Annotated in this window: 23 protein-coding genes and 1 pseudogene; 16 read left to right on the top strand and 8 right to left on the bottom strand. The window is 48.6% G+C overall.

The features are described 5' to 3' along the window. The first annotated feature begins 2 nt into the window (after window positions 1-2). From DW826_RS05940 to DW826_RS05915, 6 genes are all read left to right on the top strand, one after another. Window positions 3-1,001, top strand: coding sequence for an RluA family pseudouridine synthase (locus DW826_RS05940; protein WP_015554453.1), 999 nt, complete (start codon window positions 3-5; stop codon window positions 999-1,001). 100 nt (window positions 1,002-1,101) lie between these two features. Then, window positions 1,102-1,659, top strand: coding sequence for a Holliday junction resolvase RecU (locus DW826_RS05935; RefSeq protein ID WP_117483150.1), 558 nt, complete (start codon window positions 1,102-1,104; stop codon window positions 1,657-1,659). Further along, window positions 1,656-2,822, top strand: a complete 1,167-nt coding sequence (gene hflK / locus DW826_RS05930; protein WP_015554455.1) for an FtsH protease activity modulator HflK — start codon at window positions 1,656-1,658, stop codon at window positions 2,820-2,822. The genes DW826_RS05935 and hflK overlap by 4 nt, the downstream gene beginning before the upstream one ends. Then, entirely contained in the window at window positions 2,823-3,698 is an 876-nt protein-coding gene (locus tag DW826_RS05925; protein ID WP_015554456.1) for a protease modulator HflC, read from the top strand. A gap of 164 nt (window positions 3,699-3,862) precedes the next feature. Next, window positions 3,863-5,104, top strand: coding sequence for a peptidase T (gene pepT / locus DW826_RS05920; protein ID WP_117483149.1), 1,242 nt, complete (start codon window positions 3,863-3,865; stop codon window positions 5,102-5,104). Between the two features lie 238 nt (window positions 5,105-5,342). Beyond that, the gene (locus tag DW826_RS05915) at window positions 5,343-6,092 is read left to right on the top strand and encodes a YoaK family protein (protein ID WP_117552305.1); all 750 of its coding nucleotides are present in this window, start codon (window positions 5,343-5,345) and stop codon (window positions 6,090-6,092) included. 314 nt (window positions 6,093-6,406) lie between these two features. Here the strand turns inward: DW826_RS05915 and DW826_RS05910 are convergent, their stop codons facing one another. Continuing rightward, window positions 6,407-7,294: a LysR family transcriptional regulator gene (locus tag DW826_RS05910; protein ID WP_181968001.1), complete on the bottom strand. Its 888-nt coding sequence runs from the start codon at window positions 7,292-7,294 to the stop codon at window positions 6,407-6,409. Window positions 7,295-7,471: 177 nt separating this feature from the next. Here DW826_RS05910 and DW826_RS05905 point away from each other — a divergent pair, with 177 nt between their 5' ends. The 6 genes from DW826_RS05905 to DW826_RS05880 all read left to right on the top strand — a co-directional run bounded on the left by DW826_RS05905 (window position 7,472) and on the right by DW826_RS05880 (window position 16,170). Beyond that, complete coding sequence (locus tag DW826_RS05905; protein ID WP_117552303.1) at window positions 7,472-8,866, top strand: AbgT family transporter; 1,395 nt, start codon at window positions 7,472-7,474, stop codon at window positions 8,864-8,866. 18 nt (window positions 8,867-8,884) lie between these two features. Further along, window positions 8,885-10,582, top strand: coding sequence for a M28 family peptidase (locus tag DW826_RS05900; RefSeq protein WP_117552302.1), 1,698 nt, complete (start codon window positions 8,885-8,887; stop codon window positions 10,580-10,582). A gap of 47 nt (window positions 10,583-10,629) precedes the next feature. Then, window positions 10,630-11,814, top strand: a complete 1,185-nt coding sequence (locus DW826_RS05895; protein ID WP_117552301.1) for a M20 family metallopeptidase — start codon at window positions 10,630-10,632, stop codon at window positions 11,812-11,814. Window positions 11,815-11,910: 96 nt separating this feature from the next. Continuing rightward, on the top strand, window positions 11,911-13,212 hold the full coding sequence (locus DW826_RS05890) for a citrate:proton symporter (protein WP_117552300.1): 1,302 nt from the start codon (window positions 11,911-11,913) through the stop codon (window positions 13,210-13,212). A gap of 102 nt (window positions 13,213-13,314) precedes the next feature. Next, window positions 13,315-14,007: a response regulator transcription factor gene (locus DW826_RS05885; RefSeq protein WP_117483142.1), complete on the top strand. Its 693-nt coding sequence runs from the start codon at window positions 13,315-13,317 to the stop codon at window positions 14,005-14,007. Window positions 14,008-14,016: 9 nt separating this feature from the next. Next, window positions 14,017-16,170, top strand: coding sequence for an ATP-binding protein (locus tag DW826_RS05880; RefSeq protein ID WP_117552299.1), 2,154 nt, complete (start codon window positions 14,017-14,019; stop codon window positions 16,168-16,170). Between the two features lie 360 nt (window positions 16,171-16,530). Here the strand turns inward: DW826_RS05880 and DW826_RS05875 are convergent, their stop codons facing one another. The 3 genes and pseudogenes from DW826_RS05875 to DW826_RS05860 form a co-directional block, all read right to left on the bottom strand. Beyond that, entirely contained in the window at window positions 16,531-17,472 is a 942-nt protein-coding gene (locus tag DW826_RS05875; RefSeq protein ID WP_117552298.1) for a M14 family metallopeptidase, read from the bottom strand. Window positions 17,473-17,492: 20 nt separating this feature from the next. Next, window positions 17,493-18,761: an ABC transporter ATP-binding protein gene (locus DW826_RS05870; RefSeq protein WP_343220141.1), complete on the bottom strand. Its 1,269-nt coding sequence runs from the start codon at window positions 18,759-18,761 to the stop codon at window positions 17,493-17,495. Then, window positions 18,758-18,970, bottom strand: a pseudogene (locus tag DW826_RS05860) (MobA/MobL family protein); the annotation flags it as partial. The gene DW826_RS05870 and the pseudogene DW826_RS05860, both read right to left, overlap by 4 nt. Here DW826_RS05860 and DW826_RS18590 point away from each other — a divergent pair. Further along, window positions 18,866-19,096, top strand: a complete 231-nt coding sequence (locus DW826_RS18590) for a hypothetical protein (RefSeq protein WP_242994057.1) — start codon at window positions 18,866-18,868, stop codon at window positions 19,094-19,096. The pseudogene DW826_RS05860 and the gene DW826_RS18590 overlap by 105 nt on opposite strands. Here the strand turns inward: DW826_RS18590 and DW826_RS05855 are convergent. Further along, complete coding sequence (locus DW826_RS05855; protein WP_117552296.1) at window positions 19,093-19,857, bottom strand: hypothetical protein; 765 nt, start codon at window positions 19,855-19,857, stop codon at window positions 19,093-19,095. The two genes, DW826_RS18590 and DW826_RS05855, sit on opposite strands and share 4 nt — an antisense overlap. Window positions 19,858-20,193: 336 nt before the next feature. Further along, entirely contained in the window at window positions 20,194-20,358 is a 165-nt protein-coding gene (locus DW826_RS18585; protein WP_343220140.1) for a hypothetical protein, read from the bottom strand. 50 nt (window positions 20,359-20,408) lie between these two features. Here DW826_RS18585 and DW826_RS18210 point away from each other — a divergent pair, with 50 nt between their 5' ends. Next, window positions 20,409-21,578 (top strand): hypothetical protein, encoded by a 1,170-nt coding sequence (locus DW826_RS18210; protein WP_242994056.1) that lies wholly within the window; start codon window positions 20,409-20,411, stop codon window positions 21,576-21,578. A 125-nt stretch (window positions 21,579-21,703) separates the two neighbouring features. Here DW826_RS18210 and DW826_RS05840 read toward each other — a convergent pair whose 3' ends face one another. Together DW826_RS05840 and DW826_RS05835 are read right to left on the bottom strand one after the other, a co-directional pair. Beyond that, window positions 21,704-22,861, bottom strand: coding sequence for an IS91 family transposase (locus DW826_RS05840; RefSeq protein ID WP_117552295.1), 1,158 nt, complete (start codon window positions 22,859-22,861; stop codon window positions 21,704-21,706). Beyond that, complete coding sequence (locus DW826_RS05835) at window positions 22,854-23,435, bottom strand: tyrosine-type recombinase/integrase (protein ID WP_242994052.1); 582 nt, start codon at window positions 23,433-23,435, stop codon at window positions 22,854-22,856. The genes DW826_RS05840 and DW826_RS05835 overlap by 8 nt, the downstream gene beginning before the upstream one ends. Before the next feature lie 559 nt (window positions 23,436-23,994). On the opposite strand from DW826_RS05835, the gene DW826_RS05830 reads away from it, so the two are divergent. Both DW826_RS05830 and DW826_RS18445 read left to right on the top strand, forming a co-directional pair. Continuing rightward, window positions 23,995-24,603, top strand: coding sequence for a Fic family protein (locus tag DW826_RS05830; protein ID WP_117552294.1), 609 nt, complete (start codon window positions 23,995-23,997; stop codon window positions 24,601-24,603). A 651-nt stretch (window positions 24,604-25,254) separates the two neighbouring features. Beyond that, complete coding sequence (locus DW826_RS18445) at window positions 25,255-25,944, top strand: IS200/IS605 family accessory protein TnpB-related protein (protein WP_242994051.1); 690 nt, start codon at window positions 25,255-25,257, stop codon at window positions 25,942-25,944. Window positions 25,945-26,376: the final 432 nt, after the last annotated feature.

Genomic DNA, 26,376 nt, shown 5'->3' with positions numbered 1-26,376 from the left:
AGATGAGAGAGATCGTGATTGAAAAGAACGAGGCGGGACAGCGACTGGATAAATTTCTCGCGAAGTACATGAATGAGGCGTCGAAGAGCTTTTTCTATAAGATGATGCGCAAGAAGAACATCACGCTGAACGGGAAAAAGTGTGAGGGAAATGAAAAACTCGCCGAAGGCGATGTCGTGAAGCTGTTTCTTGCGGAGGACACCATTGAAAAATTTTCCAGTGTTCAGGTGCAGGAGGTAAAGAAAGTAGATCTCGATATTCTCTATGAGGATGACGAGATCATTCTGGTCAACAAACCGGCGGGTATGCTGTCGCAGAAGGCTAAGGAGACCGATGAGTCTCTGGTGGAGTATCTGATCGATTATCTTTTGGGGAGCGGCAAGCTCACGGAGAGCGGGCTGCGCGCGTTCCGCCCGTCGGTCTGCAACCGTCTGGACCGGAATACCAGCGGTATCGTGGCAGCAGGAAAATCTCTGGCGGGTCTTCAGATGCTTTCCGGCGTGTTTAAAGACCGCTCGATCCACAAGTATTATCAGTGTCTTGTATCCGGCGAGATCCGGGATGTGAAGACGGTGGACGGCTGGCTTTTAAAGGATGAGAAGAAGAATCAGGTGCGGATCCTCACGGAGGCGGAGGCAAAGCGCTTTGGAGGAAGAGGCGGAGACGAGGAGCCGAAACGGATCCGGACAAAATATGAGCCGATCGCAACGGATGGAAGGTTTACGCTGCTTAAAGTGACACTTCTGACAGGACGTTCCCATCAGATCCGCGCCCATTTAGCGTCTCTTGGGCATCCGATCGTAGGGGATTTCAAGTACGGCGGAGTTTCGAAAGTCAACCCATCAGGGCGGACCGTGAAGTATCAGCTCTTACATTCTTACCGTCTGGAGTTTCCGAAACTTGCGGAACCGTTTGTCTATCTATCCGGGCGGGTGTTTGAGGCGCCGCTGCCGGGATATTTTGGTTCGGTACTGAAAGAGACAGGGATCAGGTCGCCATAAAATCTGGCAGCACCGGACAGACATGTGACAAACAGCTGGTTGACATAAAAAACTTATGTAAATCACTCAAAAATATTTGCATTGATGATAAGGAACAACTATGGGAACATGGAAAACCAGGGGCCTTCGTGGCTCCACGCTGGAAGATCTGCTCAACCGGACCAATGACAGCTACCGGGAAAAGAAGCTGGCTCTGATCCAGAAGATCCCGACCCCGATCACGCCCATCGAGATCGACAAAAAGAGCCGTCATATCACGCTGGCGTACTTCGATATGAAAAGTACGGTCGACTATATCGGTGCGGTTCAGGGGATTCCGGTCTGCTTTGACGCGAAGGAATGCGCAGTGCGGACGTTCCCACTCCAGAATATCCACCCGCACCAGATCGCATTCATGAAGGAATTTGAAGCCCAGGGCGGAATTGCTTTCATTATCCTCTCCTTCACAGCGGAGAACGAGATCTATTATGTTCCTTTTGATGTGGTGAACCGTTTCTGGGTACGGATGGAAGAGGGCGGAAGAAAAAGCTTTACCTATGATGAGGTGGTGCCGGAAGCGTACAGGATCCGGAGCCACCGGGACATGTATGTCCATTACCTGGAAGGGATCCAGCAGGATCTTGACCGGAAGGAAGAAAAAGGAGGAGACAGCGAATGATTGAGATGGTCATATGGCTCGTTGTGATCGCGGCGTTCGTGTTCCGGGCGTTAAAAAAGAACGGGACACTGGACGAACTCTTTGCGGGTGCAAAGAAGCGGAAAGAAAATAAGGCAGAGCGCGTGGTGTACGAACAGCCGGAGGAAGGTTCCGGGAAGAAGGAGAAGAAGAAGAAGGGGCCGGGGATCCGGGTCCCGAAGCACACAGGTCTTGCGGTGACTGCGGTTGTGATCGTCCTCGCGGCGGCAGTGCTTTCCTTCGACAGCTTCTATACTCTTTCCGAGGAGGAGATGGCGGTGGTCACCACGTTCGGAAAACCGGCAGTGGAGGAGGCATCAGGTCTTCACTTTAAAATTCCGGTGATCCAGCGCGTGACTAAGGTTTCCAAAGCCATCACGGGTATGCAGATCGGCTACACGACGGACCCGGCCCGGGCGGACGGCGCCTCCATAGACAATCCGGTATCTATCGAGAACGAGAGCCTGATGATCACAAAGGATTTCAATCTGACAAACGTGGATTTCTATGTGGAATACATGGTCACAGATCCGGTTCAGGCGGTGCGCCACAGAAGTGTGTACGAGTCTATCATCAAGAACCTGGCTCAGAGCTATATCCGCGATACCGTCGGCGTTTATAATGTTGATGATGTGATCACTACCGGAAAGACTCAGATTCAGGAGCGGATCAAAGAGCAGCTCACAAACCGTCTTGTCGAGGAAAATATCGGATATGGAATCTACAACGTGTCGATTCAGGATACGGAAATGCCGAGAGATGATGTGGCGAATGCGTTCAAGGCGGTTGAGGATGCGAAACAGGGCATGGAGACGGCGATCAACTCCGCAAAGAAATATCAGTCTGAGAACATTCCGGAGGCGAAGGCAAAGGCCGATAAGCTTTTGCAGGATGCCGAGGCATACAAGGAACAGCGGATCAACGAGGCAAACGGACAGGTGGCGCGTTTTGAGGACACATACGCGGAGTATGTGAAGTACCCGCTGATCACAAAAAAGCGTATGTTCTATGAGACTATGGAGGAAGTTCTTCCGGATCTCAAGGTCATCATCACCGGCGGAAACGGCACACAGACGCTGCTGCCGTTAGAACCATTTTCAGAGGCAGTTTCCGGCAGCGCAGCACAGACGGGAGGAGGGAACTAAATGAAAAAGACAGGAAAAAGAATCATAGGAATCGTTGTTCTTCTTCTGATCGTTGTTCTGCTTCAGGGAAGTATGGTGAGCACATACAATGACGAGTATAAGCTCATTCTCCAGTTCGGAAAAGTGGTCCGGGTGGTCGAGACGCCGGGTCTCAGCTTTAAGATCCCGTTTCTTCAGACAACACAGTCGATTCCTAATTATGAGATGATCTATGACCTTATTCCGAGTGAGGTTAATACAAGGGATAAAAAGGTGATGGTAACGGATTCCTTTGCATTGTGGAGTGTTACAGATCCGCTGGCATACCTTTCCAGACTCGGAGCGAACAAAGCAAATGCGGAAAGCCGAATTTCCGTCGTTGTATATAATGCTGTAAAAAATGTCATTTCCTCCACGGATCAGGCAGATGTGATCTCCGGCCGTGACGGAAAGCTGGCAGAGATGATCACAGAAAAGATCGGTTCTTCTCTGGACAGCTACGGAATCAAGGTAAAAAAGGTGGAGACGAAGCTTTTAGACCTCCCGGATTCCAACAAGGAGGCTGTTTACCAGCGTATGATCTCCGAACGGCAGAATATCGCTGCCGGATATATCGCAGACGGTGAGTACCAGTCCAATGTCATCAAGAACAGTACGGATAAAGAGGTCTCCATCATCATCTCCGAGGCGCAGGCCCAGGCGGAGAAGATCCGGGCGGAAGGAGAGGCGGAGTATATGAGGATCCTTTCCGGCGCGTACAATGACGAGGGAAAGGCTGATTACTATAATTATATCCGCAGTCTGGACGCGTTAAAGGCGAGTCTCAAGGGAGATAATAAGACGATCATTCTGGATGAAAATTCAGAGCTTGCGAAGATCCTTAGGGGAAACTATTAAGGAACGGCCAGGATAAAACCGCAACAGCGGAAAATTCCTGTGAAGCAGTGATGCTGTGGATCCGGAACGATCCGGACGAAGCAGGCTGCTGCGGGACATAACCGCGGTCAGTAAAAAAGATCGTGGATGTCTGATAAATAATGATACGGTAAAGGAGAAGGGTTATGTCAAAAGTAGTTGATTATTTCCTCAAGTATGTAGCATTCGATACGCAGTCCGCAGAGGATGCGGGGACAGTTCCGAGTACGGAAAAACAGTTCGCGCTGGCGAAGCTTCTGTCCGAACAGTTAAAGAATATCGGGGTGAAGGACGTCTCCATGAGTGAGCACGGCTACGTGTACGGAACGATTCCGGCAAACGGGGATTATAACTGCCAGACCGTCGGCTTCCTCGCGCATATGGACACTTCACCGGATTGTCCGGATGAGAATGTCCGCCCGCAGCTCGTCAAACACTACGACGGAAAGGATATCACTTTAAATAAGGCGCTCGGAGTGAAGATGACAACAAAGATGTTCCCATTCTTAAAAAACTATGTGGGACAGGATCTGATCACCACCGACGGAACGACACTGTTAGGTGCAGATGACAAGGCGGGAATTGCCGAGATCATGACCATGGCAGAGACACTTCTGACACATCCGGAGATCCCGCACGGAACCATCAAGATCGCTTTCACACCGGACGAGGAAGTCGGACACGGTGTTGACTTCTTTGATGTTCCCGGCTGGGGCGCAGATGTGGCTTACACCGTTGACGGCGGCGCCTGGGGCGAGATGGAGTATGAGACCTTCAACGCGGCATCCATGAAAGTCACGATCCATGGAAGCAACATTCATCCGGGCAGCGCGAAGAACAAGATGAAAAACTCGATCCTGATCGGTCTGGAATTCCAGTCAATGCTGCCGGAGAACGAAAAGCCGCAGTATACGGAAAAATATGAGGGATTCTTCCATCTGAACAACATCGGCGGAAATGTCGAGAACACGACTCTTCACTATATTGTCCGTGACCATGATATGGCGCGGTTTGAGGAACGGAAAGCACTCGGAAAGAAGATCGGTGCGTTCTTAAACGAGAAGTACGGTGAGGGAACTGTTCAGGTGGAGATCGCAGACACCTACTACAACATGGCAGAGAAGATCCGCCCGCATATGTATTTGATGGATATCGCGGCGGAGGCATTTAAGGAGCTCGGCGTCGAGACACCGGTCGTAAATCCGGTCCGTGGCGGTACTGACGGATCCAGACTTTCCTACATGGGACTTCCATGTCCGAACCTCTGTACCGGCGGACATAACTATCATGGAAAGTATGAGTTCATCTGCATTCAGTCCATGGAGAAGACAGTGGAGCTGCTTCTTAAGATCGCAGAAAAGTTTACGAAGGTTGAGAAGCAGGCATAAAATCCGGATCAGGATATGGCTGTTTAGAAAATGCGGGAGGCGCTGGATGTCGCTTCCCGCTTTTCTTTTTGGATGTATGAATGTAATTTAGAACATGGCTTTATGTTGAAGGGGCAGATTATTCATGATATAATGAGCGAAAGTGAGTCAGAAGCGTGCTTGCACGGTTATGGCGAACGGCGAAATTAGTGAGTGACGAAGTCACGATATAATCATGCGCAGAAAGGCGGTACAGATTATGATAAAAACGATTCAAAGACGTCTGGACGCGATCCTGCATTGGAATATTTCCTTTGTGGGCGGTTTCCTCGGCGGTTATGCAATCCTTTCCCATGCCGGAGTCTTCGGCTCTGCACAGACAGGAAACCTGATGGAGATGGCTTCGAACGTCCGATTTATGGAATGGGAGGAATTGGGACTCCGTCTGCTGGCGATGGTGATCTTCGCCTGCGGTGTGATCGCCTCCTATATGCTGACAAACTATACAAACTTACATATGCGGAAGCTGGCGATCTGGGTGGATGCGGCCGGTCTCGGACTTACGGCCCTGCTGCCGGATTGGTTCTCGCCGATTGCGGGTGTTTACCCGATCTTTTTTTGCTCAGCATTCCAGTGGGGGGTATATTCCGGCGCAGATGGTTTCAACAGCGCGACGGTTTTCATCACAAACAACTTCAAACAATCCGTCCTCGGCTGGACGCAGTATGCGTTGACAAAAGATAAAGAATTTAAGAGAAAAGCCGTGCTCTACAGCAACACGGTACTTATGTTCTTTCTCGGTGCCCTCCTCGGTGTCACCGGTGTAGCTGCCTTCGGCAACGCACTCGGTGCCTGCGTAGGCTTTATTCCCCTTGCTGTCGCGCGGATCTTTATCAGCATCGGTGAACTTCCGATAGAAGATGAGACTCCGGAGGAGACAGAGGAAGAGGCAGAAGAGATGATGGAAGAGGCGAAGATTTTGGAGAAGGAAGAGAAGAAGAAAATTTAAAAATTGTATATTTGATGAATGGGAATAGGCAGTTGATTCAGGGATGGGTCGGCTGCCTGTTTTGTATATCGGGAAATGCCGAAAAATTCCCTGGTACACAAAAAGACACGAATGTGCGAATGATAGTAAACGGAATTTACTTTTGAAATTTTCACGTGAATCAAAAAATCCATACCCCCATTGCAATTCTCCGCTATTTTGCGTATACTTATAATATGAGTGGATAGATGCAGCCGCTATGTGTTGGGCATTTTGCCTGCCGTAGTAGAACGGGGCACTATCCACTCTTTATGCTTATGAACAATCAGTAGCCCTTACGCGGACTCCCGCAGCAGCCGGATCAGCTCCTTCATCGCCGGAAGTGTCTGTTTCCCTTTCAGCGTAACGATGGAGTAGCTGGTGGTGTCATCTGGATTACCGATCCGGAAGCAGCGGACAGGCTTTGGATAGTGGAAATTTTTCATGTACTGGTAGAAGTTGAAAGCGATGCCATAGCCTTCTGCTGCGAGCTGACAGGCAGATTCAAGATTTTCAAGGAGAAAGACCTGTCCCGGTTCGGCGTGATCATAAGCAATGGCAAGGTCTGTGTAGTGTCTGGAGGACTGCTCCGGCTTTTGCAGGATAAAACGTTCCCCGTTAAATTGTTTGAGATCGATCCTCGGACATGGATCTTTCCGGCTTTTCTTTGCCGCGCCGGTGCACAGTGGGTGCCCGGCGGAGACAACAGCGACCATATAGTCCTCATAGAGAGGACGGTATTCCAGCAGCGGATGGCTGGAGGATTCGTTTACGATGGCAAAATCAAGCTCTCCGGCAAGCAGATGCCGGATCATCTGCTCAGTAGATTCCTCGCATGGGATCAGCTTCACGTCCGGATAGCGGGCGGAAAAAACAGGCAGCGCCTTCGCAAGAAGGTAAAGTGTTCTTCTGGGATGGATTCCGAAACGGATCGTTCCCGAAGAGCCACCCATGTATTTTTGAAGCTCATTTTCATAATGGGCTTCTATTTTTATCATTTCTTTTGCATGTTCCAAATAAATCTTTCCGGCCTCGGTTGGGACAAACTGTTTCCCGATCCGGTCAAAAAATTTTGTCCCGGTGCGTTCTTCAAGATTTCCTAAAAATATGCTGAGTGCAGGCGGAGAGATGTGCAGGGCCTGAGCCGCATCCTTAATTCCCCTGTGTTTTTCAATTTCAAGCATATAGAGCTGTTCCCGCATATCCATGGCCTTTCGCTGGTCCTTTCCCTGAATAAATATTTGCAATTTCGCATAAAAATAAACAATATTAAATAAAACAATAAAAATATTAAACTTGATTTAATTTTATATCTTGATTATAGTCTAAGAAAGAAAACAAATCAAGGAAGGATTGGAAGTATGAAACCATTAAAAGAAAAAAAGCCTTTTCAGGCGCCGCACACATTTGTGATCCTTGTAGTGCTGATCCTTCTGGCAGTCGCAGCCACTTATGTTGTGCCTGCCGGAGAGTATACCCGGTATACGGATGAGGCGACAAACAGAACCCTCGTGGAAGCGGGGAGCTTCCATTATGTCGAATCTCATCCGGTAAGCTTTTTAACCGTTCCGGCACTGATCTACAGGGCAATCGTAAAGGCGGCAAGCACAGTTACGTTTATCCTTATTATCGGCGGCTCCTTTGAGATCATCACATCCACAGGGATCCTCACAGTTCTCTGTAAGAAGATGGCGAAAGCCTTCCGCGGCCGCGAGTATTTTGTGATCCCTGCATTTCTGCTGTTATTTTCTGTTTTTGGAACAACGATGGGAATGTCTGCCGAGGTCATGATCTTTGTGCCGATCGGAATTGCCCTTGCGGCATCTCTGGGACTTGACAAAGTGACAGGTACCGCAATGATCGCTATGGGCGCCGCATCCGGATTTACAGCCGGAATCCTGAATCCCTTCAATGTCGGTGTTGCTCAGGATATTGCGGAGATCCCGATGTTTTCCGGTATGGGATACCGCATTTTTATTCTCGGAGTTCTTCTGGTGATCGATACGGTCTACATTACCTGGTACGCAAAGCGCGTGAAAGCGGACCCGACAAAGAGTATCATTTACGGAGAGCCTGAGGACCAGGAATTTACTTTCGATGATACAGAAGAAGTGCTGAACCTGACCCATGGTCTGACTCTGGCAGTGATCGTAGCCGGCTTTGCGGTCCTGATCTATGGACTCAGTAAGCTCGGCTGGTATTTTGAGGAGATGTCTGCGATCTTCATCGCGATGGGTGTGCTCTGCGGTATCGTGAACCGCTATAGCCCAAACAAGATCGCCGCTACGTTCGGAAACGGAGCGAAGGGAATCGTTGTGGGAGCTCTGATCGTCGGTATTGCCCGCGGTGTTGAGCTTGCATTATCTGACGCGATGATCCTTGACACCATTGTCCATGCGATCGCAAGTATCGTAAACATTCTTCCGCAGTCCTTAAAAGCCATCGGAATGTTCCTTGCACAGTCACTTGTCAACTGTGTGATCACCTCCGGTACCGGACAGGCCGCGGTTACCATGCCGCTTATGGTACCGGTTGCGGATCTGATCGGTATCACGAGACAGACAGCCGTCCTTGCGTTCCAGCTGGGAGACGGATTTTCAAACTCTGTTCTTCCGACATCCTCCGCGCTGATGGGGTATCTCGTCGTTTCGAAGATCCCGTATGTAAAATGGTTAAAATTCATGATGCCGTTATTCCTGATCTGGACATTCTTCGGATGTCTGTTCATGCTTGGGGCACTCATGATCGGCTATTAAGACGGAGGAAAAGAGAAGATGCAGGATTTTGAAGTGAAGGAGCGTTTAAGAGAACATCTGGAGTACCTTTGTTCGTTCGACAAGCTTTCCGGTGAACCCGAGGCGTATCGCGCGGTCGAGTATATTCTTGAGGTATTGGAGAAATCCGGGATCGCCTGCCATGAGGAGGATTTTCCAGCTTATCTGAGCAATCCGGTGAGCAGTGTCCTTATCGCAGATGGTGAGGAGTTCCCATGCCGTCCAAGGTCTTTCTCGGAGAGCACAAAAGGGAGGATCGAGATCCCACTGATCTACGATCCCGGAACAAAAACGGAAGTCTCCCTTTCAGAACAGAAACAGTTTATGGAAACGGTTGCCGGAAAGCTTGTCCTCGGGTACGGATTTGATGAGCGTTACGCAAAATTGCTGGAGCAGCATGGAGCGGCCGGGTGGATCCAGATCTGGACCTCCGACGAGGATGCGGTCCATGAGGACACGGTAAGTCCTGTCTGGGGAACTCCGGATATGGACTCATCTCTGTTCCAGTTACGGATGCCGGTGGTCGCCGTCTCAAAGCCCTGCGGGGAGAAACTGATCCGGAAGCTGAAAACATATGAGGCAGAAGGAAAACAGCTTTTTGCGCAGCTTTCCAGCGAGGTGGACACATGCGTAAAAAACGTCGCGCTGCCGATCGCCGAGATCCCGGGAAAGAGCAGGGATTTTGTCCTGCTCTCCGGTCACTATGATACCTGGTACCGTGGCGCTTTTGACAACTGCACGGCCAATGCGCTGGCTCTGGAGCTTGCCCGTTTTATGAAAGAACATCAGGATGAGCTGTTTTATTCCCTGCGGATCGCCTGGTGGCCGGGACATTCCAACGGGCGCTATATGGGATCCACCTGGTATTGTGATCACCACTGGGATGAGCTTGAGGAGCACTGCATCGCTCACCTGAATCTTGATCTTCTGGGATCAAAAGGAACAGACCATACGCTTGCGATCCGGACAGCGGGGCTTGAGGGCGAAGAATGGCTGAAAGAGCAGGTGCGGAAGGTAGATCCGGCGGCGGAAATGATGTTTGGGCGTATCGGGCGGGGAGCGGACCAGTCGCTCTGGGGCGCAGAGATCCCATATCACATCAATCCCCGTTATGAGGCGAAAAAAGAACGAAAACACTCGGATGCTCCGGGTCCCGGCGTGTACTGGTGGCATACGATCGACGATACCTTTGATAAGATCGATCTTGACGGGCTTTTGCGGGATGGGAGAGTCGTGGGCATTCTGCTGTATGAACTCCTCTCGAAGGAGAAGCTTCCTGCCGATTATCGCGGCTATGCAAAAACCTGGCTCCCATACTTTGAGACGTTAAAAAATTCAGAGGAGCATGAACAGGCGGCGGATGAGATCGAAACACTTCTAAAAGAGGTTCTGGATCGTTGTGAAACGCTCGAACATATATGGGGAACGGAGAAGACCGAAGAACATAACCGCCTTTGCCGTCTCGTCGGAGGAGTTTTCAGCCGTCTTATGCACTCCACAGGCTCCGAGTATGAACAGGATACTTCTTTTGCATATGGTCCGCTGCAGCTCCTTAAAGCTTCTGCGAAGGCGCTTCCGGAAAATAGTCCTGCGGATTGGAACCTGTTCTATCAGACGACTTTCGTGAGACAGAGAAACCGGATGGTGACGGAGCTTAGAAAGTTGCTGCGGCAGATCGATCTGGAATTCAGGAATTGATCGGATCGCTTTGGGTCTTCGCGAAATTGTGACAGGAGAATGGAGATATGAAGAAAGAGACAATAAAACAGGCCGTTGCGCCTTACATGGCAGAGCTTACCAAAATGGCAGACAGGATTTATGATCTGGCGGAGCCGGGACTTGAGGAAGTCCGCTCCAGCGCGATCCTTACAGATTATCTGGAGAAAAAGGGATTTCAGATCGAGCGTGGGATCGCGGGTCTTCCGACCGCCTTCCGTGCTGTCTATGAACAGGGAAAAGGAGGACCTTCCTTTGGATTTCTCGCAGAGTACGACGCGCTGAAAGGGATCGGTCACGCCTGCGGTCATCACATGCAGGGACCGTCTGTGATCGGAGCGGCCCTGGCACTTCGGGATCTCTGTAAGGATCAGCCCTATAAGATCGTGATCTACGGGACACCGGCGGAGGAGACAGTCGGCGGAAAGATCATTATGAAGGAGAAAGGATGCTTTCAGGATATTGATCTTGCGCTCATGATGCATGCAGCTCCCAATACCTGCGTTGATGTCCGCTGTATGGCACTTGAGTGCTTTTATGTTACCTTTCATGGGGTAGAGGCCCATGCCGCCATGAGCCCGCACAAAGGGAAGAGCGCCTTTGATGCCGCGCTTCTTTCTTTTCAGGGGATCGAGTTTATGAGGGAACATGTTCTTGAGGATTCCAGAATGCATTATACGGTCCTTGATGCCGGCGGTCCATCGAACATCGTTCCCGGGACGGCAAAGGCAGAGTATACACTTCGCTCTTATAGTACGGATTACTTAGAGAAGGTCATTGTTCCGAGATTTCAGGACATCATAAAGGGTGCGTGCCTGATGACGGGAACGACCTGTGAGACAGAGAGAAGCTATCCATTTCAGGCAAAGATCCCGTGCCTGACCCTGAATGACCTGATCATGGAAAATGCAAGAAAATTTGAGGCACCACAGCTCGCCGGACCGCGTGAAAAGACGGGCTCCACGGACTTTGGAAATGTTATGTATGATGTGCCCGGATGCTGCATCCGCACAGCGTTTGTGCCAGAGGGTACCGCGGCGCATTCGCAGGAATATCTCGATGCGGGAAAGACGGAGCGGGCCCATGAAGCAATCCGGTCCGGTTCGGAGATCCTTGCGGGAACATGCATCGACATGATTGAAAGACCAGAGCTTTTGAAACAGATCAAAGAGGAGTTTCGGAAGCGGAAACAGGAAGAAACCGCAAAAATATGACAAAATTGTCATTTTCCAGTCATGAACAATTAAACTGCTGTCTGTAAAATATGAATCTGTAAGGAATTTAACAAATACCCAGAAAGGAAGATGATTATGACAGCAGCTATTGGTTTTCTGATGATCATCGCGATCGTAGCACTGCTCTTAAAGGGCAAAATGTCTCCGATCGTGGTACTGGCGGTGATTCCGGTCATTGCAGCCCTGATCCTCGGCTTCTCCCCGGTAGAGGTCATGGACTTCATTGCGGATGGAATTAAAACCACCACAAGCAATGGTATCTTATTTATCTTTTCAGTAATTTATTTTGGTGTTCTGGCAGACACCGGACTCTTTGATGTTATCGTAGGCTGGCTGGTAAAAAAAGCCGGAAACAATGTGATCGCGGTCACTGTAGTTACAGCGCTGATCGCAACGATCGCTCATCTGGACGGTACTACGGCTGTCACCGTTCTCATTACGATTCCGGCGATGTACCCGGTATATAAGAAGATGAACATTGACTCCCGTAGCCTTCTCTGCCTGACAGGTGCCTGCATGGGTGTTATGAACCTGCTTCCGTGGGGCGGTCCGACAGCGAGAGCGGCTACGGTACTCGCTATGGATGCCACTGAGTTATGGCACATGCTGATCCCGCTTCAGGTTGTCGGCCTGATAATGAACATCGTTCTTGCTGTACTTCTCGGCATGTTTGCGATCAGGCATGGTGCCGGCGCTGGAAAGGGCGTAGAGGTGGAGTCTGATGAGAAAGCGAAGAAAGAGGCGGCTGATTTAAGAAAATCCAACGCTTACCTGATCTTCAACTTCTTACTTACAGTAGGTGTGATTGCCCTGTTATCCACAGGTATCGGTAAATCCTATGTAATCTTCATGCTTGGTCTCTGCATCCTTCTGGCTGTCAACTACCCGAACCAGAAGACTCAGGACAAGCTGATCAAGAAGCACGCTCCGGCAGCCCTGATCATTTCCGCAACCCTGTTTGCCGCAGGTGCTATGGTAGGTGTCTTCGACGGAACCGGTATGCTGGAAGCAATGGCAAATGCGATCATGGCGATCATTCCGGCGGCTCTCGGAAAGTACGTTCACATCATCTTTGGTATTCTTGCGCTTCCGCTTGGTCTCTGCGTTGGAACAGACGCATACTTCTATGGCATCATGCCGTTAGTTATGCAGGTAGGCGAGACCTATGGCGTGGCTTCCCTGAATACTGCTCTGACCATGCTGATCGGTAAGAACCTCGCGTTAATGGTAAGCCCGTTAGTACCGGCAACTTACCTTGCGATCGGTCTGACCGGAACAGAGCTGAAAGATCATATGAAATTCAGCATTCCGCCGTACTACATTATCAGCCTTATCATGCTGGTATTCGGTGTGATTCTTGGCATTGTTGCCATCTAAATGATACATAACGAATGAAAACCCTGTTCTGCAGTACGGATCTTGTACCGCAGAACGGGATTTTTTGCTATAATGAAAGAAAAATGACGCAGGAGAAAGTTTATGAATACAGAAAAGATCCTACTGGTGGACGATGAGCGGGCGATCCGGCTGGCTGTGCGGACCGCCCTGACCCGTGAAGGAATGCAGGTGACGGAGGCAGCCGATGGAAGCGAAGCTCTGGAACTTTTAAAGAAACAACAGTTCCATCTGGTGATCCTGGATGTAATGATGGAACATGTGGGTGGTTATGATGTGCTGCAGGCAATGCGCGCCGCTGGAGACCACACGCCGGTCATGATGCTGTCGGGAAAATCCGATGAGATGGATCAGGTGCTGGGACTGGGCTTTGGCGCGGACAGTTATCTGACAAAGCCGTTTCATACGGCGATCCTGATCCAGACAGCAAAGGCACTGATCCGCAGAAGTCAGATCTACAGCCAGGGAGCGTCCGGAGACGCCGGGATCCGCAAGGGCCCGTTTACGGTAGATACCTTAAAGATGGAGTGCCTGAAAAACGGTGAGCCGTTAAATTTTACTGCCAGAGAGATGACCCTGTTCCGATTCCTGATGGAGCATCCGGGACAGGTGTTTACGAAGGAACAGCTTTATACTCAGGTGTGGAATGAGGCAGTGGTGGATGACAATACCATCACCGTCTATGTGAAACGGATCCGGAACAAGATCGAGGATGACCCGAAGCAGCCCCGGTATCTGAAGACAGTACGTGGAATCGGATATATGCTGAATGTGTAGGGATAAAAAATGGAAGAATTTTTAAATAAAAGGAAATCAAGACTGGTGGCGGTCAGTCTGTTGATCATTTTATCAGTGGTTGTGATATTTGCAGGTTCCCGGCTTTACAGTCAATACCGGGAGCAGGTGATCCGGACGGAGGAAAGCCAGCTTTTAACCATGGCGGGAATCGTCGGAAATAACCTCAATTCCTACATGGAACAGCAGCTTGAGGAGATTGACCTGTTTTATTCTCAGGAAGGAATGCCGGAAAATGTCTGGGCGGAGTCTGGCGGAATCAATGCGAGGACAGCTTACTTTTTAAAGAATAATGCAGGGGTCTATAACTGGATTACTGTGACGGAACCGGATGGAACAAAATTCCGGTATGAACCGGGAAAAAAGACGTTTCGGGAATCTGCGGACGGAGAAGTGAAAGCAGTGGATCCGCAGGACGGAAATCATCCTGCAGAGATCACGGGAAAAGAAATATCGGATCAGACGGGATGGTATGAGCTTTATATTGAGAAGAATGTCCCTGTCGGATCCGAGGTCTATATGCTCACATTTGCCATGGACCTTGGAGCGCTGTATGAGAAGATCGTCGCGCCGGTAAAGATCGGAGAAGCCGGATATTCCAGCGTCAAAGACCAGAATATGAACATCATCATGCATCATGTAAAAAACCAGATCGGTCTTGAAGCGGTGGATGGACGTATTGAGAGGTATCCATATCTTGACATGAGCAGCCTGAATGCCTGGATCATGAGGCAGGAAAATGAGGACTCCGGAACCGGTGTGATCGATACATATGTCTGGGATGATCCTGAATTAAAGAGAGTCCGCCGCGTCGTTGCGTTTCAGGCAATCTCGATTCAGGGAGAACGCTGGATCGTCAATTCCACACTGCCGATCCATGAACTTTCGGGACCGCTTGAGAGCATGATGACCATGCTGATCGGCGTGATGATCCTGTACATGATGATCCTTGTGGTGATCATGGTATTTTTCCTGAGAAACCGTTTTCTGGCGGAATCCCAGCAAAAGGAGATCACGTATTTAAAAGAGATCAATCACGGAATGGAGATGCTGGTCCAGAAAAACAACGAGATCCGGCATTACCAGCGGATCCAGTCTCTGGGAATGATGGCGAGCCACATTGCGCATGAATTCAACAATTATCTGACACCAGTGCTGATCTATGCGGAGCTTCTTGAGAATGATGAGTCCATTTCTTCCGAGAATCAGGAGATGATCCATGAGATCACAAAGTCGGTGGATCAGGCATCGAATCTGTCAAAAGAACTGCTTGCCTTTTCCAGACAGGATACCGGTGTGCGGCTGGAACCGCTGAACTTTACGGAAGAAGTCGGGAATGCGGTATCTATCGTGCGGCAGCTTGCCCCGGCGGCGATCACGTTGAAAACAGAGATTACGGAGGAACCACTGTATGTTTTAGGACGCAGACGGATGGCGGAACACATATTGATGAATCTCTGCAAAAACGCGTTTCAGGCTATGGAAAAGACCGATAGAAAGGAGCTGCGGATCCGGCTGGAGGCAAAAGGGAACGATGCGATCCGCCTGCAGGTATCTGATACTGGCTGCGGGATCGGAGATGATGCCATGCAGAAGATCTTTGAACCGTTCTACACAACAAAAGGATCCAGACAGGGCACCGGACTCGGTCTTTCAGTGGTCCAGAATATGGTGACATCGGTCGGCGGAACGATCTGTGTAGAGAGCAAAGCGGGTGAGGGAACAACATTTGTCATTGAGATCCCGCAGAGCGGCCCGGAAGTGGAAGCTGACGGCCGGAAACGGCTGAAGCATGTACAAAAGATTGCGATTGTCTCCAGTGAAGAGTCCGCGAAGACCTGGAAAGCGGCCGCATCTCACAGCCGGAAGACGGTAGATCTGTACGCACACCCGGCGGCCCTTATCGACCGGGTCCAGAAAGATCCGTCAGCCTATGATCTTCTGATCGCGGAGTACACACTGCCGACCATGAACGGAATCGAGCTGTGTGAGGTGGTCCGCCGCATCAATCCGGAGATCCGCCTGATTCTCATCGCGGAACAGAGAGGAGCCGATTTCGAATGGTATCTGAACAACGGCATGATCGACCGGTTTATGCTGAAAGATGAGTTTGCGGAGGAATTTGCGGAGATGTTTGAGGGGTGACTTGAGGAATTACAGTATCTTGTACTTCCAAATAAAATTAGCTATAATAAGCACAGACAACAGGAAATGGACTGCGAAGCCTGATGATATGTTTTGCATGAAATAGATACATCTATGTAAAATATTTATAAGTATGTTTTAGGGAGGAGAATCTGGACCAGACGGCAGACAATGCGTTAAAGCAGATTGAGGAGCGGGGTATGAAAAGGACCTGCTGGCAGTGGGAATTCCAGTGGATAGAATTTACAAACTGGGCTTTGCGTTTTCCGGGAAAGATGTGCTGATGAAAGAGATAAGGTAAGTGAAAAAAATACCTAGGCATATTGGATATGCCTGGGTATTAGTCTGGATGGAGCAGATTTACAGCTTTCCGTATGCAATCAGCGGATCCCCGCTTTTTACACCGAGACTTAAAGTGTAATACAGCACAACACCGTCAAACGGAGCAGTATAGCAGGCAATTTCATTTCCATAAGAATCCTTCAGGGTGCCAAGCAGGGTGCCCTGTTTTAATTTCTGACCGGCTGCCGACACGGCGGGATACCAGAAGCCATCCGCGGGAGCTTCTTCGTAGACGGCTCTGCGGATTTCGGCCTGCTGGAGGCAGGGAGAAACGGAAGCTGCATTCAGGATTCCCAGATGCCTCATCAGCTCATACACATTTTCCCGGCATGCGGCAACTTCTTTTTCACTCCACAGGCCGCGATCTCCGCGCTCTACCAGGAGGGCCGGGATACCGCATTGGGCTGCCCAGCTGTAAAGTCCGTTTTGGGAGGTGGATGCAACACGGTAAGGAACAGAGAGACTTTCAGCGGCAGCCGAAGCAGCGGCAGACAAGGATTCCGGAACGGATGCTGGGAAGAAGACCAGCGGAGTCAGTGCTTCATTGACATCACCGCCATGCAGGTCCATCAGGAAATCCGCTTCGGGGTACAGGGTTTCTTCCAGTACTCTGGCAAGCTGGCTGGAAAAGGTGCCATCCGGTTTGCCGGGAAACATACGGTTTAAGTTCTTGCCGTCAGCCGGGATGGTCTGTTTGCTGCCCTGGTAGAAGCCTTCCGGGTTTACCAGGGGCAGCAGGATCACGCGGCCAGACAGGGCGGCGGGCTCCAACTCTCGTTTCAGGCGGTTCAGTGTTTCGATGCCGACGTATTCACAGCCGTGAACACCGGCTGTCACCACCAGGTTTTTTCCTGGGCGGCTGCCGCAGATCACGGTCATTTCTACAGAATAGGGGCTGGTGACAGGCAGCGGAAGTGTCTGTTTTACTCCGCTGCCGGCTTTGAAGTCAGACAGTCTCATAAGTCTTAAAAAATTCTCCTTTAGTCAAATTCGATAATGGAAGCCAGGAGCTTCTTCGCGTATTCGTCTTTGGTCTCCGCAATGCGGGATACCGGGATGTGCTCGGTGATGCGGCCATGGTAAAGGAAAAGCACTTCATCGCAGAGGTAGGTGACAGAAGTCAGGTCATGGGTGATGAAAATATAAGTCAGTCCCAGCTTTTCCTTCAGTTCATGCAGAAGGTCCATGATCTGGACCTGGGTGTGGGCATCCAGGGAGGAGATGGCTTCGTCAAAGAGAATGATCTCCGGCTGGCAGGCCACAGCCCGGGCAATGCAGACACGCTGCAGCTGCCCACCGGATAACTCATGGGGATACCGGTCTGCGTAGGAAGCGTTTAAACCGACCAGCTCTAAAAGGCGGCTGGTTTCTTCGGCCCGGTTTAACCGGATTTTCTGGTTGCGCTCTCTTGCGGCCAGTCCTTCTGCAATGATCTCCTTTACCCGGAAGCGGGGATTTGCGGAAGTGGTATAGTCCTGAAATACAACACTTAAGCGCTTCTGCAGGTTTTTTCTGCCGCTTCTGGAGGCGTAGACGGAAGTGTCGTGAATCTTCAGTTCGCCGCTGTCGGGCTTTAACAGACCGCAGATCACGCGGCCCAGGGTAGATTTTCCGCTTCCGGACTCTCCGAGGATTCCAAGACAGGTCCCCTTGGGCACCTTTAAGGAGACATCAAAGAGAACCTGGTCCCGGGTGGTGCCGAACAGCTTTTCCTGGCGTTCGCTGCGGAAGCTGACGCAGACGTTATTTACTTCAAGCATGGGAACTCTCCTTTCCGTGTAAGATCTGGCGGTAGCGGTGCATGACGGCAGATCGTTTCTCCACCAGCATGCGGGTGTACGGGTCATCGGCATGCTTAAGGATGTGGTAAAACTTCCGCTGTCCACCACATGTCCGCTGTTCATGACCAGGATGCGGTCAGCTACTTTGGAGATGGCGCCCAGGTCATGGGTGATGAACAGCATGGCGGTATTTTTCTGCTTTTTGATACGGATAAATTCTTCCAGAATCTCGTACTGGGTGATGGCATCGATGGCGGTGGTCGGCTCATCGGCAATCAGAAGCTCCGGCTGCAGGGCCATGGCAATGCCGATCATGATACGCTGGAGCATGCCGCCGGAAAGCTGGTGTGGGTATTTTTCCAGAACCTCTTCTCCGTTTCGGATCCGCATCTGTTCCAGAATTTCCAGAGAGCGGGTGCGGATTTCCTGCGCATTCCAGGAGGTGTGGGTGGCAAAGGTTTCTGCCATCTGGTCTCTGCGGCCTCGGCGGCGTTCCATAAGGTGTTGCGGTCAGCGTACTCCGGCGGGGCATGGAGCGACAGCATGATTTCCGTGTGGACGATTTCGCTTTTATGGGAGTAGTATTTCTGCTTCTGGTCGCACTCGGAAAAGAGCCGTTCCCCGCTTTGGTAGGCAGCGGAAGCAACGGCAGACTGGCGTTTACTCCGCTGGACAATTCTCAAATCAAAGTGCGGGCATGGTGGCATGACGAGTGTGACCTCCTTTCTCCCGGCGTCCGGGCAAAGAAAAAGCAGGAAACCAAAATCGGTTTCCTGCTGATAATATTTATCCCAAATGTTTAATTTCGAGTCATAATATAATATCCACAAAATTTACTATAGTTAGCATAGGAATAATTTCTATTTGCCGTTTGTGGATCTGTAATAAAGTTTCCTGAAGCATCGACTTTTGTGCAACTGGTTGTACCAGGTTTGTGTGACCAATAGCCATCAGAATTTTGAACATACCAGTGATAATCCACACCAGGAGCAATGACAATTGCCACTTTGTATTCATTACTCCTAGGTTTCTCATTTTTTGAAGAACTTCTAATACTTCTTCCGTTTCCCAAATAAGGGCCATCATTTTTAGTCCCAGTATACATTAATGAACAAATATTACTTTTACTTAAATCTTCAAAGGTAATTTCTCCACCGCCGTAATGTCCAGGATTGACACCGCCTACAGTACTAGTAATAACATCCATCGCATAGATATAACAGTTAGCATACAGTTTATTTTCTTCCCAGTAATTGAAATTATATACTGGTTCACCACCACCTGTTGGTAATAGTGATGCACGAGATGATAAATCACTTACTTCTGCACCTTGAGATAAACCGGTTTCCTGAGTAGACTCACTTTGTCTCTTATTACTACCGGGTCGAAAATTAATACGTTGCTGAATATCCGCCGGAAGGGAATTAAACCAATCCCACCATTCTGCTTCAGTTGTAGGAGTAGAAGCTGGTTGATAGTTAGTCTGTTTTTCTTCTGCTGCAAAAGCTACAGTAGTAAAACATGCCATGATTATTAAAGCTAATAGAATTATCTTTTTCTTCATTTCACACATTCCTCCTATCTACTATAATTAAGTTTTAAGTAAATAATTTCCCCCCCATTGGAATCCCCTCCCTATATTTTATGTAAAAATCATAACAAAAATATGGTTTCATGTCAATCTATTTTAGGAAAATTCACCAAACTAGGTAGCTGGAACAAGCCAGCGCAGGGGATGGGTAGCTTCCCCTGTGGGGATTTGGAGCGGATTGAAAATCAGCGGAAAATCCATAGCTTTCCGCAGGACCCCCCCGGCAGGGCGCAACGCACCGGCTCGACTGGTGTATAATTGCGCCATCTTTCAGAGGGGCAGCCCACGGGCGGACGAACTGGAAGCCAGTCAAGGCCGTTCCCAGTCTGTGTCCTTTGCTTCTAAACTGCCGTTTCCAGCGAAAATCCGTTCCATGAGCTGGCGGGTGCTGTCCTGATGGAACAGCAGCTTTAAAAACAAGCTGACCTGTTCATCCGTGATTGCTGCCGGGTGGGGCAGGTAGCTTTCCAGCATGACGGCCCTGGTGCAAAGCCGGTGCGTCCGCTCTTTCCTCGCCAATGCCTTTGCCTAGTGTTCCAGACGCTTTTCCTCCTGACAATGGCAGCCAGTTTCTAAAATGGGATGGATGGGACTATGGTTCCGGCAATCCGGAGGGAAATCAAGGCAATGACCCGTATAATATTGATGATGACGTAACGGACACCAATGGACTTTTAAAATATTCTGCCGGCACCGGAACAGCACATAGGGATACGAAGACGTATACATACACAAAGGGCTTTTGCGGCGGACACCCGGCAAAACCGGAACCGGAAGAAGATCCGGAAACCGGGGAAATCTTAAACAAGGATGAAATTGAGAACTGGGAGAATGAAGTTTCCACCTGTGAGGATTTGATCTCAGAATCCAATACCGGATTCTTCTGTGCAACAGCGGAAAATGGCTATGAAAATGGTGAAGATGAAGATGGTTCAGAATCCAAAAAAGAAATGGAAGACGACCGGGATAAGTATTACGAACAGTTCATCAGCCTGACATATGACTATTCCGCAAAAGAGATCAAAGCAAGAGACGGATACATCCTGCATGATATCCATACGGATGATATTCCGATCGAGACGAAGACCGTAACCAGTTCCCAGTATAAGGATTACAATGATTCCTGCGGTGGGAATGTGACGAATCTCCCACACCAGGACAGCCCGTCCGGTGGAAATTCCGGCGGAGGCGGGTCAGAAAATCCGGATGAAGATATAGATAATGATTACGAATACGAAGAATATCAGTATACCGGTACGATCACCATGATAAACTCCAGTAAGATTACGATCAAGAGTGATGATGGGGACCAGTATCGCTATTCCACGGATAAAATATACGATCTTCTTTCCGAGGAAGACATCGAGCATTTAACCAAGGGATGCCGCGTATCCGTATCAATCATTGTATTCCAGGGTGAGGAATATATTGATCATTTTGAAAAACACGCACCGCATTCTCGTTACTTCAGTGATGAGTTAGGTGCGCTATTTATTTACAATAATATCGAACATGTGTTTACATGCTTAGTAACATATGGTATAATACCTAAGGAAAGTATCAGATTCAGAGCAGTCAAAAAAGAACAGCTTACACAAAAGATAAGCTGCTCTGAATGTGATTCTTTCCGATTGTACCAATTCGCGGGACTTAGTTGGATACCGTATGGAAAAAGCATTCTTCCCAGAAAGTAAAAACAGAAAATTGAGGTGCCCTGTAATGCAGGAAAGGTGAATTTTTCAAAGCAGTTTCCGTTTTTGGGCATGCTTCGCAGACCTTCCGGTGGGAGGTCTCAAAAAGTGTATGAAAAACCGAAGTATCAGGAGGGAGAGACATAGCACCTTCCCAGTTGTTTCATGGCTGCATGCCCACATTCCGGGCAGAGACAGATGTCAAATTTCCAGACAGCCTTCAACAGTTCTGCCATGGACATACCGGCATAGCGCTGCTTAAACTGCTGACTTCCCTGAAGCTTAAAGATCACCTTTAAGTTAGTGGATTTCATGCGATTGTTCAGAAAACCATAATAGCGGATTTTCTGAAAACCCGGAGGAAGCACGTGCATCAGATACCGGCGGATAAATTCCCTGTTATCCAGGGTGATCAGACGTTTTGGTTCGCCCGGTTTCTTCCCTCTGGCAGAAAAGGTAACCATATCCTGTGTAACAGAAAGAATCCTGCTGTTGGAAATGGCAATCTTGTGGGTATAACGTCCAAGGTATTCAATGGCATTGCCGAAACCGTTAAAGGTCTCTTTAATATAAGGGCACCAGTCTTTTTCGTAAAGGCTATTTTTCCATTCTTTCCAGTGATAGGAATTCCTAAGATCATCACAGGAAGAAGAAAAAATCAGGGAACCGTTATCATAAAGAGCGGAAAGGTGTGCCATAAATTTACCCTTGAATTTATCCCGAAGCACTTCCGTGCGGATAAAAAAGTGATTGGAGGATTTGCGGATTTTTCCATCCTTCGTGAGCCCGCCGCCGGAAACAATGCAGTGCATATGTACATGGTAGGCAAGTTCCTGATTCCATGTGTGGAGCACCTGGATGATACCGGGTGTTGCCCCGAGCCACTTCTTATCCGCAGACAATTCCAGAAGTGTTTCGGCGCAGCATCTGTGAAAGAGATCATACAAAAGCTTCTGGTTACAGTAAATGAGCGGGTTTAATTCATGCGGAAGAGTGAAGACCACATGAAAGTAGGGGGAATCAATGACCTCAGCCCTGCGTTTATCCACCCAGACCTCCTTGAGAACTGCCTGACAGTTAGGACAGTTACGGTTGCGGCAGGAGTTATTGTGTATCTCCACATGTTCACAATTACTGCATCTGCTTATGTTTACACCAAGTTTCCCGGATTTGCAGTTTAAGATGGCAAGTGCAGCTTTCCGCTGTATGTCTGACCGGTAATGGTTTTCTGCAGAATAAGCTTCATAGGAAAGATCAAATATCTGCCGGATCTTGAATCTATTCATGGAAAACACCAGCCAGGCGGTCAAAAGGGCTGACCGCAGAGGAAGTTCCATTGGCAGCAAGGTGCACATAGACAGCAGTGGAGGTCAGAGACTTATGTCCCATAAGAGCCTTTATGGTAAGCAGGTCAACCCCATCCTCATAAAGGGGAGTGCCAAAAGCGTGACGGAAAGAATGACAGGTAATCCTGCGTTCCCATCCCAGTCTGTCCTCATGTGCATGGATATGCCTTGAAAGGAAAAAAGCGTCAATAGGTCTGTCTCCGCCATACTGCTTTGGAAAAAGATAGCCCCTGGGCCTGCCACATTCAAACCAGTACTGAGTCAGCAGGTCGAGAGCTGCTTTGGAAAGGATGGCATACCGGGCAGAACGGTTTTTGGTGTGGGGGATGTAAAGCCTCATATTTTTGCGGTCGACATCCTTATAACGAAGCCGGCATACCTCACCGATGCGAAGTCCTGAGGAATACATGACAGTAACCATGGTTTTCTGCTTTAGATCAGGCATGGTGGAAATAAACTGCCATGTTTCCTGTCTGGAGGGAACGTAAGGAAGATATTCATCAAATTTACGCATGGGAAGCTGTGTATCATCCCATTGTTTATGAAGAACATACAGTGTAAAAAAGCGCAGTTGTGAGATGGCACAGTTGACAGTGCGGTCAGAGAGGGCTCTTGATTTCTGAAGCCAACGGATGTAATCACGCAGCTCTTCCCATGAAACATCTTCAGGTGATTTGTGAAGGATGTCAGTCAGATAATGCAGATAAGCCCGGATATAGGTGCAGTAGTTTTTTTGGTATGGTCAGTAAGACCGCGAAGGGAAATCATTTCCCTGTAAGAATCCAAATATTTGTCCATGATAAATCTCCTTTGAAATGTGATAAAAGCAATGTCAACATTAAAAAAGGTGGCGGACGAATAAAAAAATAAGATATGTAGTTGTTGAGATTAAAAATCCATGATAAAGTAAGCATAGCAGTTTTTGTGTATGTTTATGTTAAGGTAGGGGTATCTCAACAATACAACATATATTCAAAAACTGCTACTTTTTTTGAAAGTGGTGAAATAATTGTATCTGGGGCTGGCCGTCGCGCCAGCGACTTGGCACAATCACAAAGTAGGAGGGATTCAGAATGGCATTAGCGAACAAATTGGGAATTCGAGATTCCGCAGAATTAGCCAGATTGGAAGAAAAACTCAGTAAAAAGAAAGCTGCTGAACTCTTTGAAAAGGGATTACTTGATACATTTGAAGTGGGGACCTTTGCGGGACTTGCAAAGATTCATAAATATTTGTTTGATGATATTTATGATTTTGCCGGACAGCTCCGAACTGTCAATATAGCAAAAGGGAATTTTCGATTCGCTCCATTAATGTATTTACAAACAGCTCTCGAAAATATAGACCATATGCCACAAAGTAATTTCGATGAAATTATCGAAAAATATGTGGAAATGAATGTAGCGCATCCGTTTCGAGAGGGAAACGGAAGAAGTACCCGCATCTGGTTAGATGCAATGCTGAAAAAAGAAATTGGACAAGTTGTGGATTGGAGCCAGGTGGATAAAGAAGATTATCTTTTGGCTATGGAAAGAAGTCCGATTAAGGATATTGAAATCAAATTCCTTTTAAAAAATGCACTTACAGATATGATTGATGACCGTACAGTGTACATGAAAGGTATTGATGCAAGCTATTACTATGAAGGCTACAATGTTTTTAAGACGGACGAGCTTAGTTAAAAAGAGAGGGGAGTTGCCATTAGCAGCTCCCATTTTTACTTTCCGAGACGGGTGTTGAGGATATTCTAAACGTATTGCATATTACGGATACCAACGGCCACATTATGCCCGCAAGCAGCCATAATCTGTTTTGTAACAGCCGGCGCAGAACAATCCTTTGTTCTGCTTGATTGCCTAACCTCATAGACTGCAACACTTGTCAATAGAGGCATTTATGCCTGGCTTTAACCCTTGCTATTGATGAGTATTGCAGTCTGTGATACCGACCGTCTTGCTTCGGAAAGCAGCCGTTCTAAAACGGAATGGCGACCGCCAAGCACCGTAAACTGCACGTATTGTTCCATGGGAACTCTACAGCTCTGGCTCTCAGGATTCCATCCTGAGAAGGATAGCAAAGCTATCTGATACGTTAAATCTTGCTATCTGAGAAAATAACTTTTATTATAGTGCGCAAGATGGTGTGGGAGATAGTGTGCAAATGAATGCTCTGCTCCGGTGTACCATTAGTTATCATGGCTATCGGGAAGAGGACATATAAAATGGATACTATCGATCTTTCTAAAACGACATCAGAAATATTTTCTCCGCTTTTCTTATACGGAAGAAGTTACATTATCAAAAACACCTGTAAAGGATCAGCTCATCTGCAGTGTGGATCTTGGAATCAATACGGATGCAGTCTGTAGTATCATGCGGTCAGACGGAACTGTTCTGGACCGGAAATTTATTAATTTCCCCAGTGAAAAAGACCGGCTGTCCCATGTACTCGGAAGGATCCGGAGATTCCAGAAGGAACACGGTTCCAGGCAGATCGGAAGCCGATGGGCGTATGCGAAACGTCTGAATACGGAACTTGCCAGAAAGACTGGCCGTTCGATCGCAGAATATGCTCATGAGAATCATGCGGATGTGATCGTGTTTGAGTACCTGGAAATGAAGGGAAAGATTTCAGGAAAGAAACGACAGAAACTGCATCTTTGGAAAAAACGGGAGATCCAGACTATGTGCGAACACAAAGCACACCGGTATGGGATCCGTGTGTCCCGTGTCTGCGCATGGAATACCAGCCGTCTGGCGTATGATGGAAGCGGACCGGTCAGCCGAGATCCGAAGAACCACAGCCTGTGTGTTTTCCAATCTGGAAAACAGTATAACTGTGATCTGTCAGCATCCTACAATATCGGAGCGAGATACTGGATTCGGGAAATCATAAAAACCTTACCGGAAACGGAAAGGTCTTCACTGGAGGCAAAAGTACCTGCGGTGAAGCGCAGAACCTCATGCGTTTATGCTGACCTGCTCATCCTTCAGAATGAGCATGGATGTTTGAAAGCTGCATAAACACAGGCAGATATCCGGAGGACTACCTGTTATGTGGAACCCAGCCGTACCCGGCATGGAGGATGCGCATATCTGCGCAGTTCTAAGTTTCAGGCGTATCCGCCGGTATCCGGTCTTGCCGTTTAAAACGGTTGAGAAGTATGTGACTTTAGTCATGTGAGGTTCACGGAAACCCTGATTTTTGAGATTCCCGGATTTGATAAATATTCGGAAAACTTGATAAAAAGTTCGACGATAGGAGCTCGAAAAATCGCTTCCCGGAAAGAATCTGTTGCGGAAACGCGAGAAATACCGTATAATAATGCGGTCTGATCTTTACATTTAGAGCGGATTTATCCGTAAAATGATGGAAAATCCGAATTGTGCGTATTTCAGAAAAAACTTTTTTTGTCGTAAGAGCGAAAAATATTATGTAAACTGTCCGTGACAAAA

Source organism: Clostridium sp. AM34-11AC (assembly GCF_003435375.1).
Taxonomy (GTDB): Bacteria; Bacillota; Clostridia; order Lachnospirales; family Lachnospiraceae; genus Pilosibacter; species Pilosibacter fragilis.
Note: the sequence above shows the minus strand (reverse complement) of the source record. Positions and strands in the feature narration are given on the sequence as shown.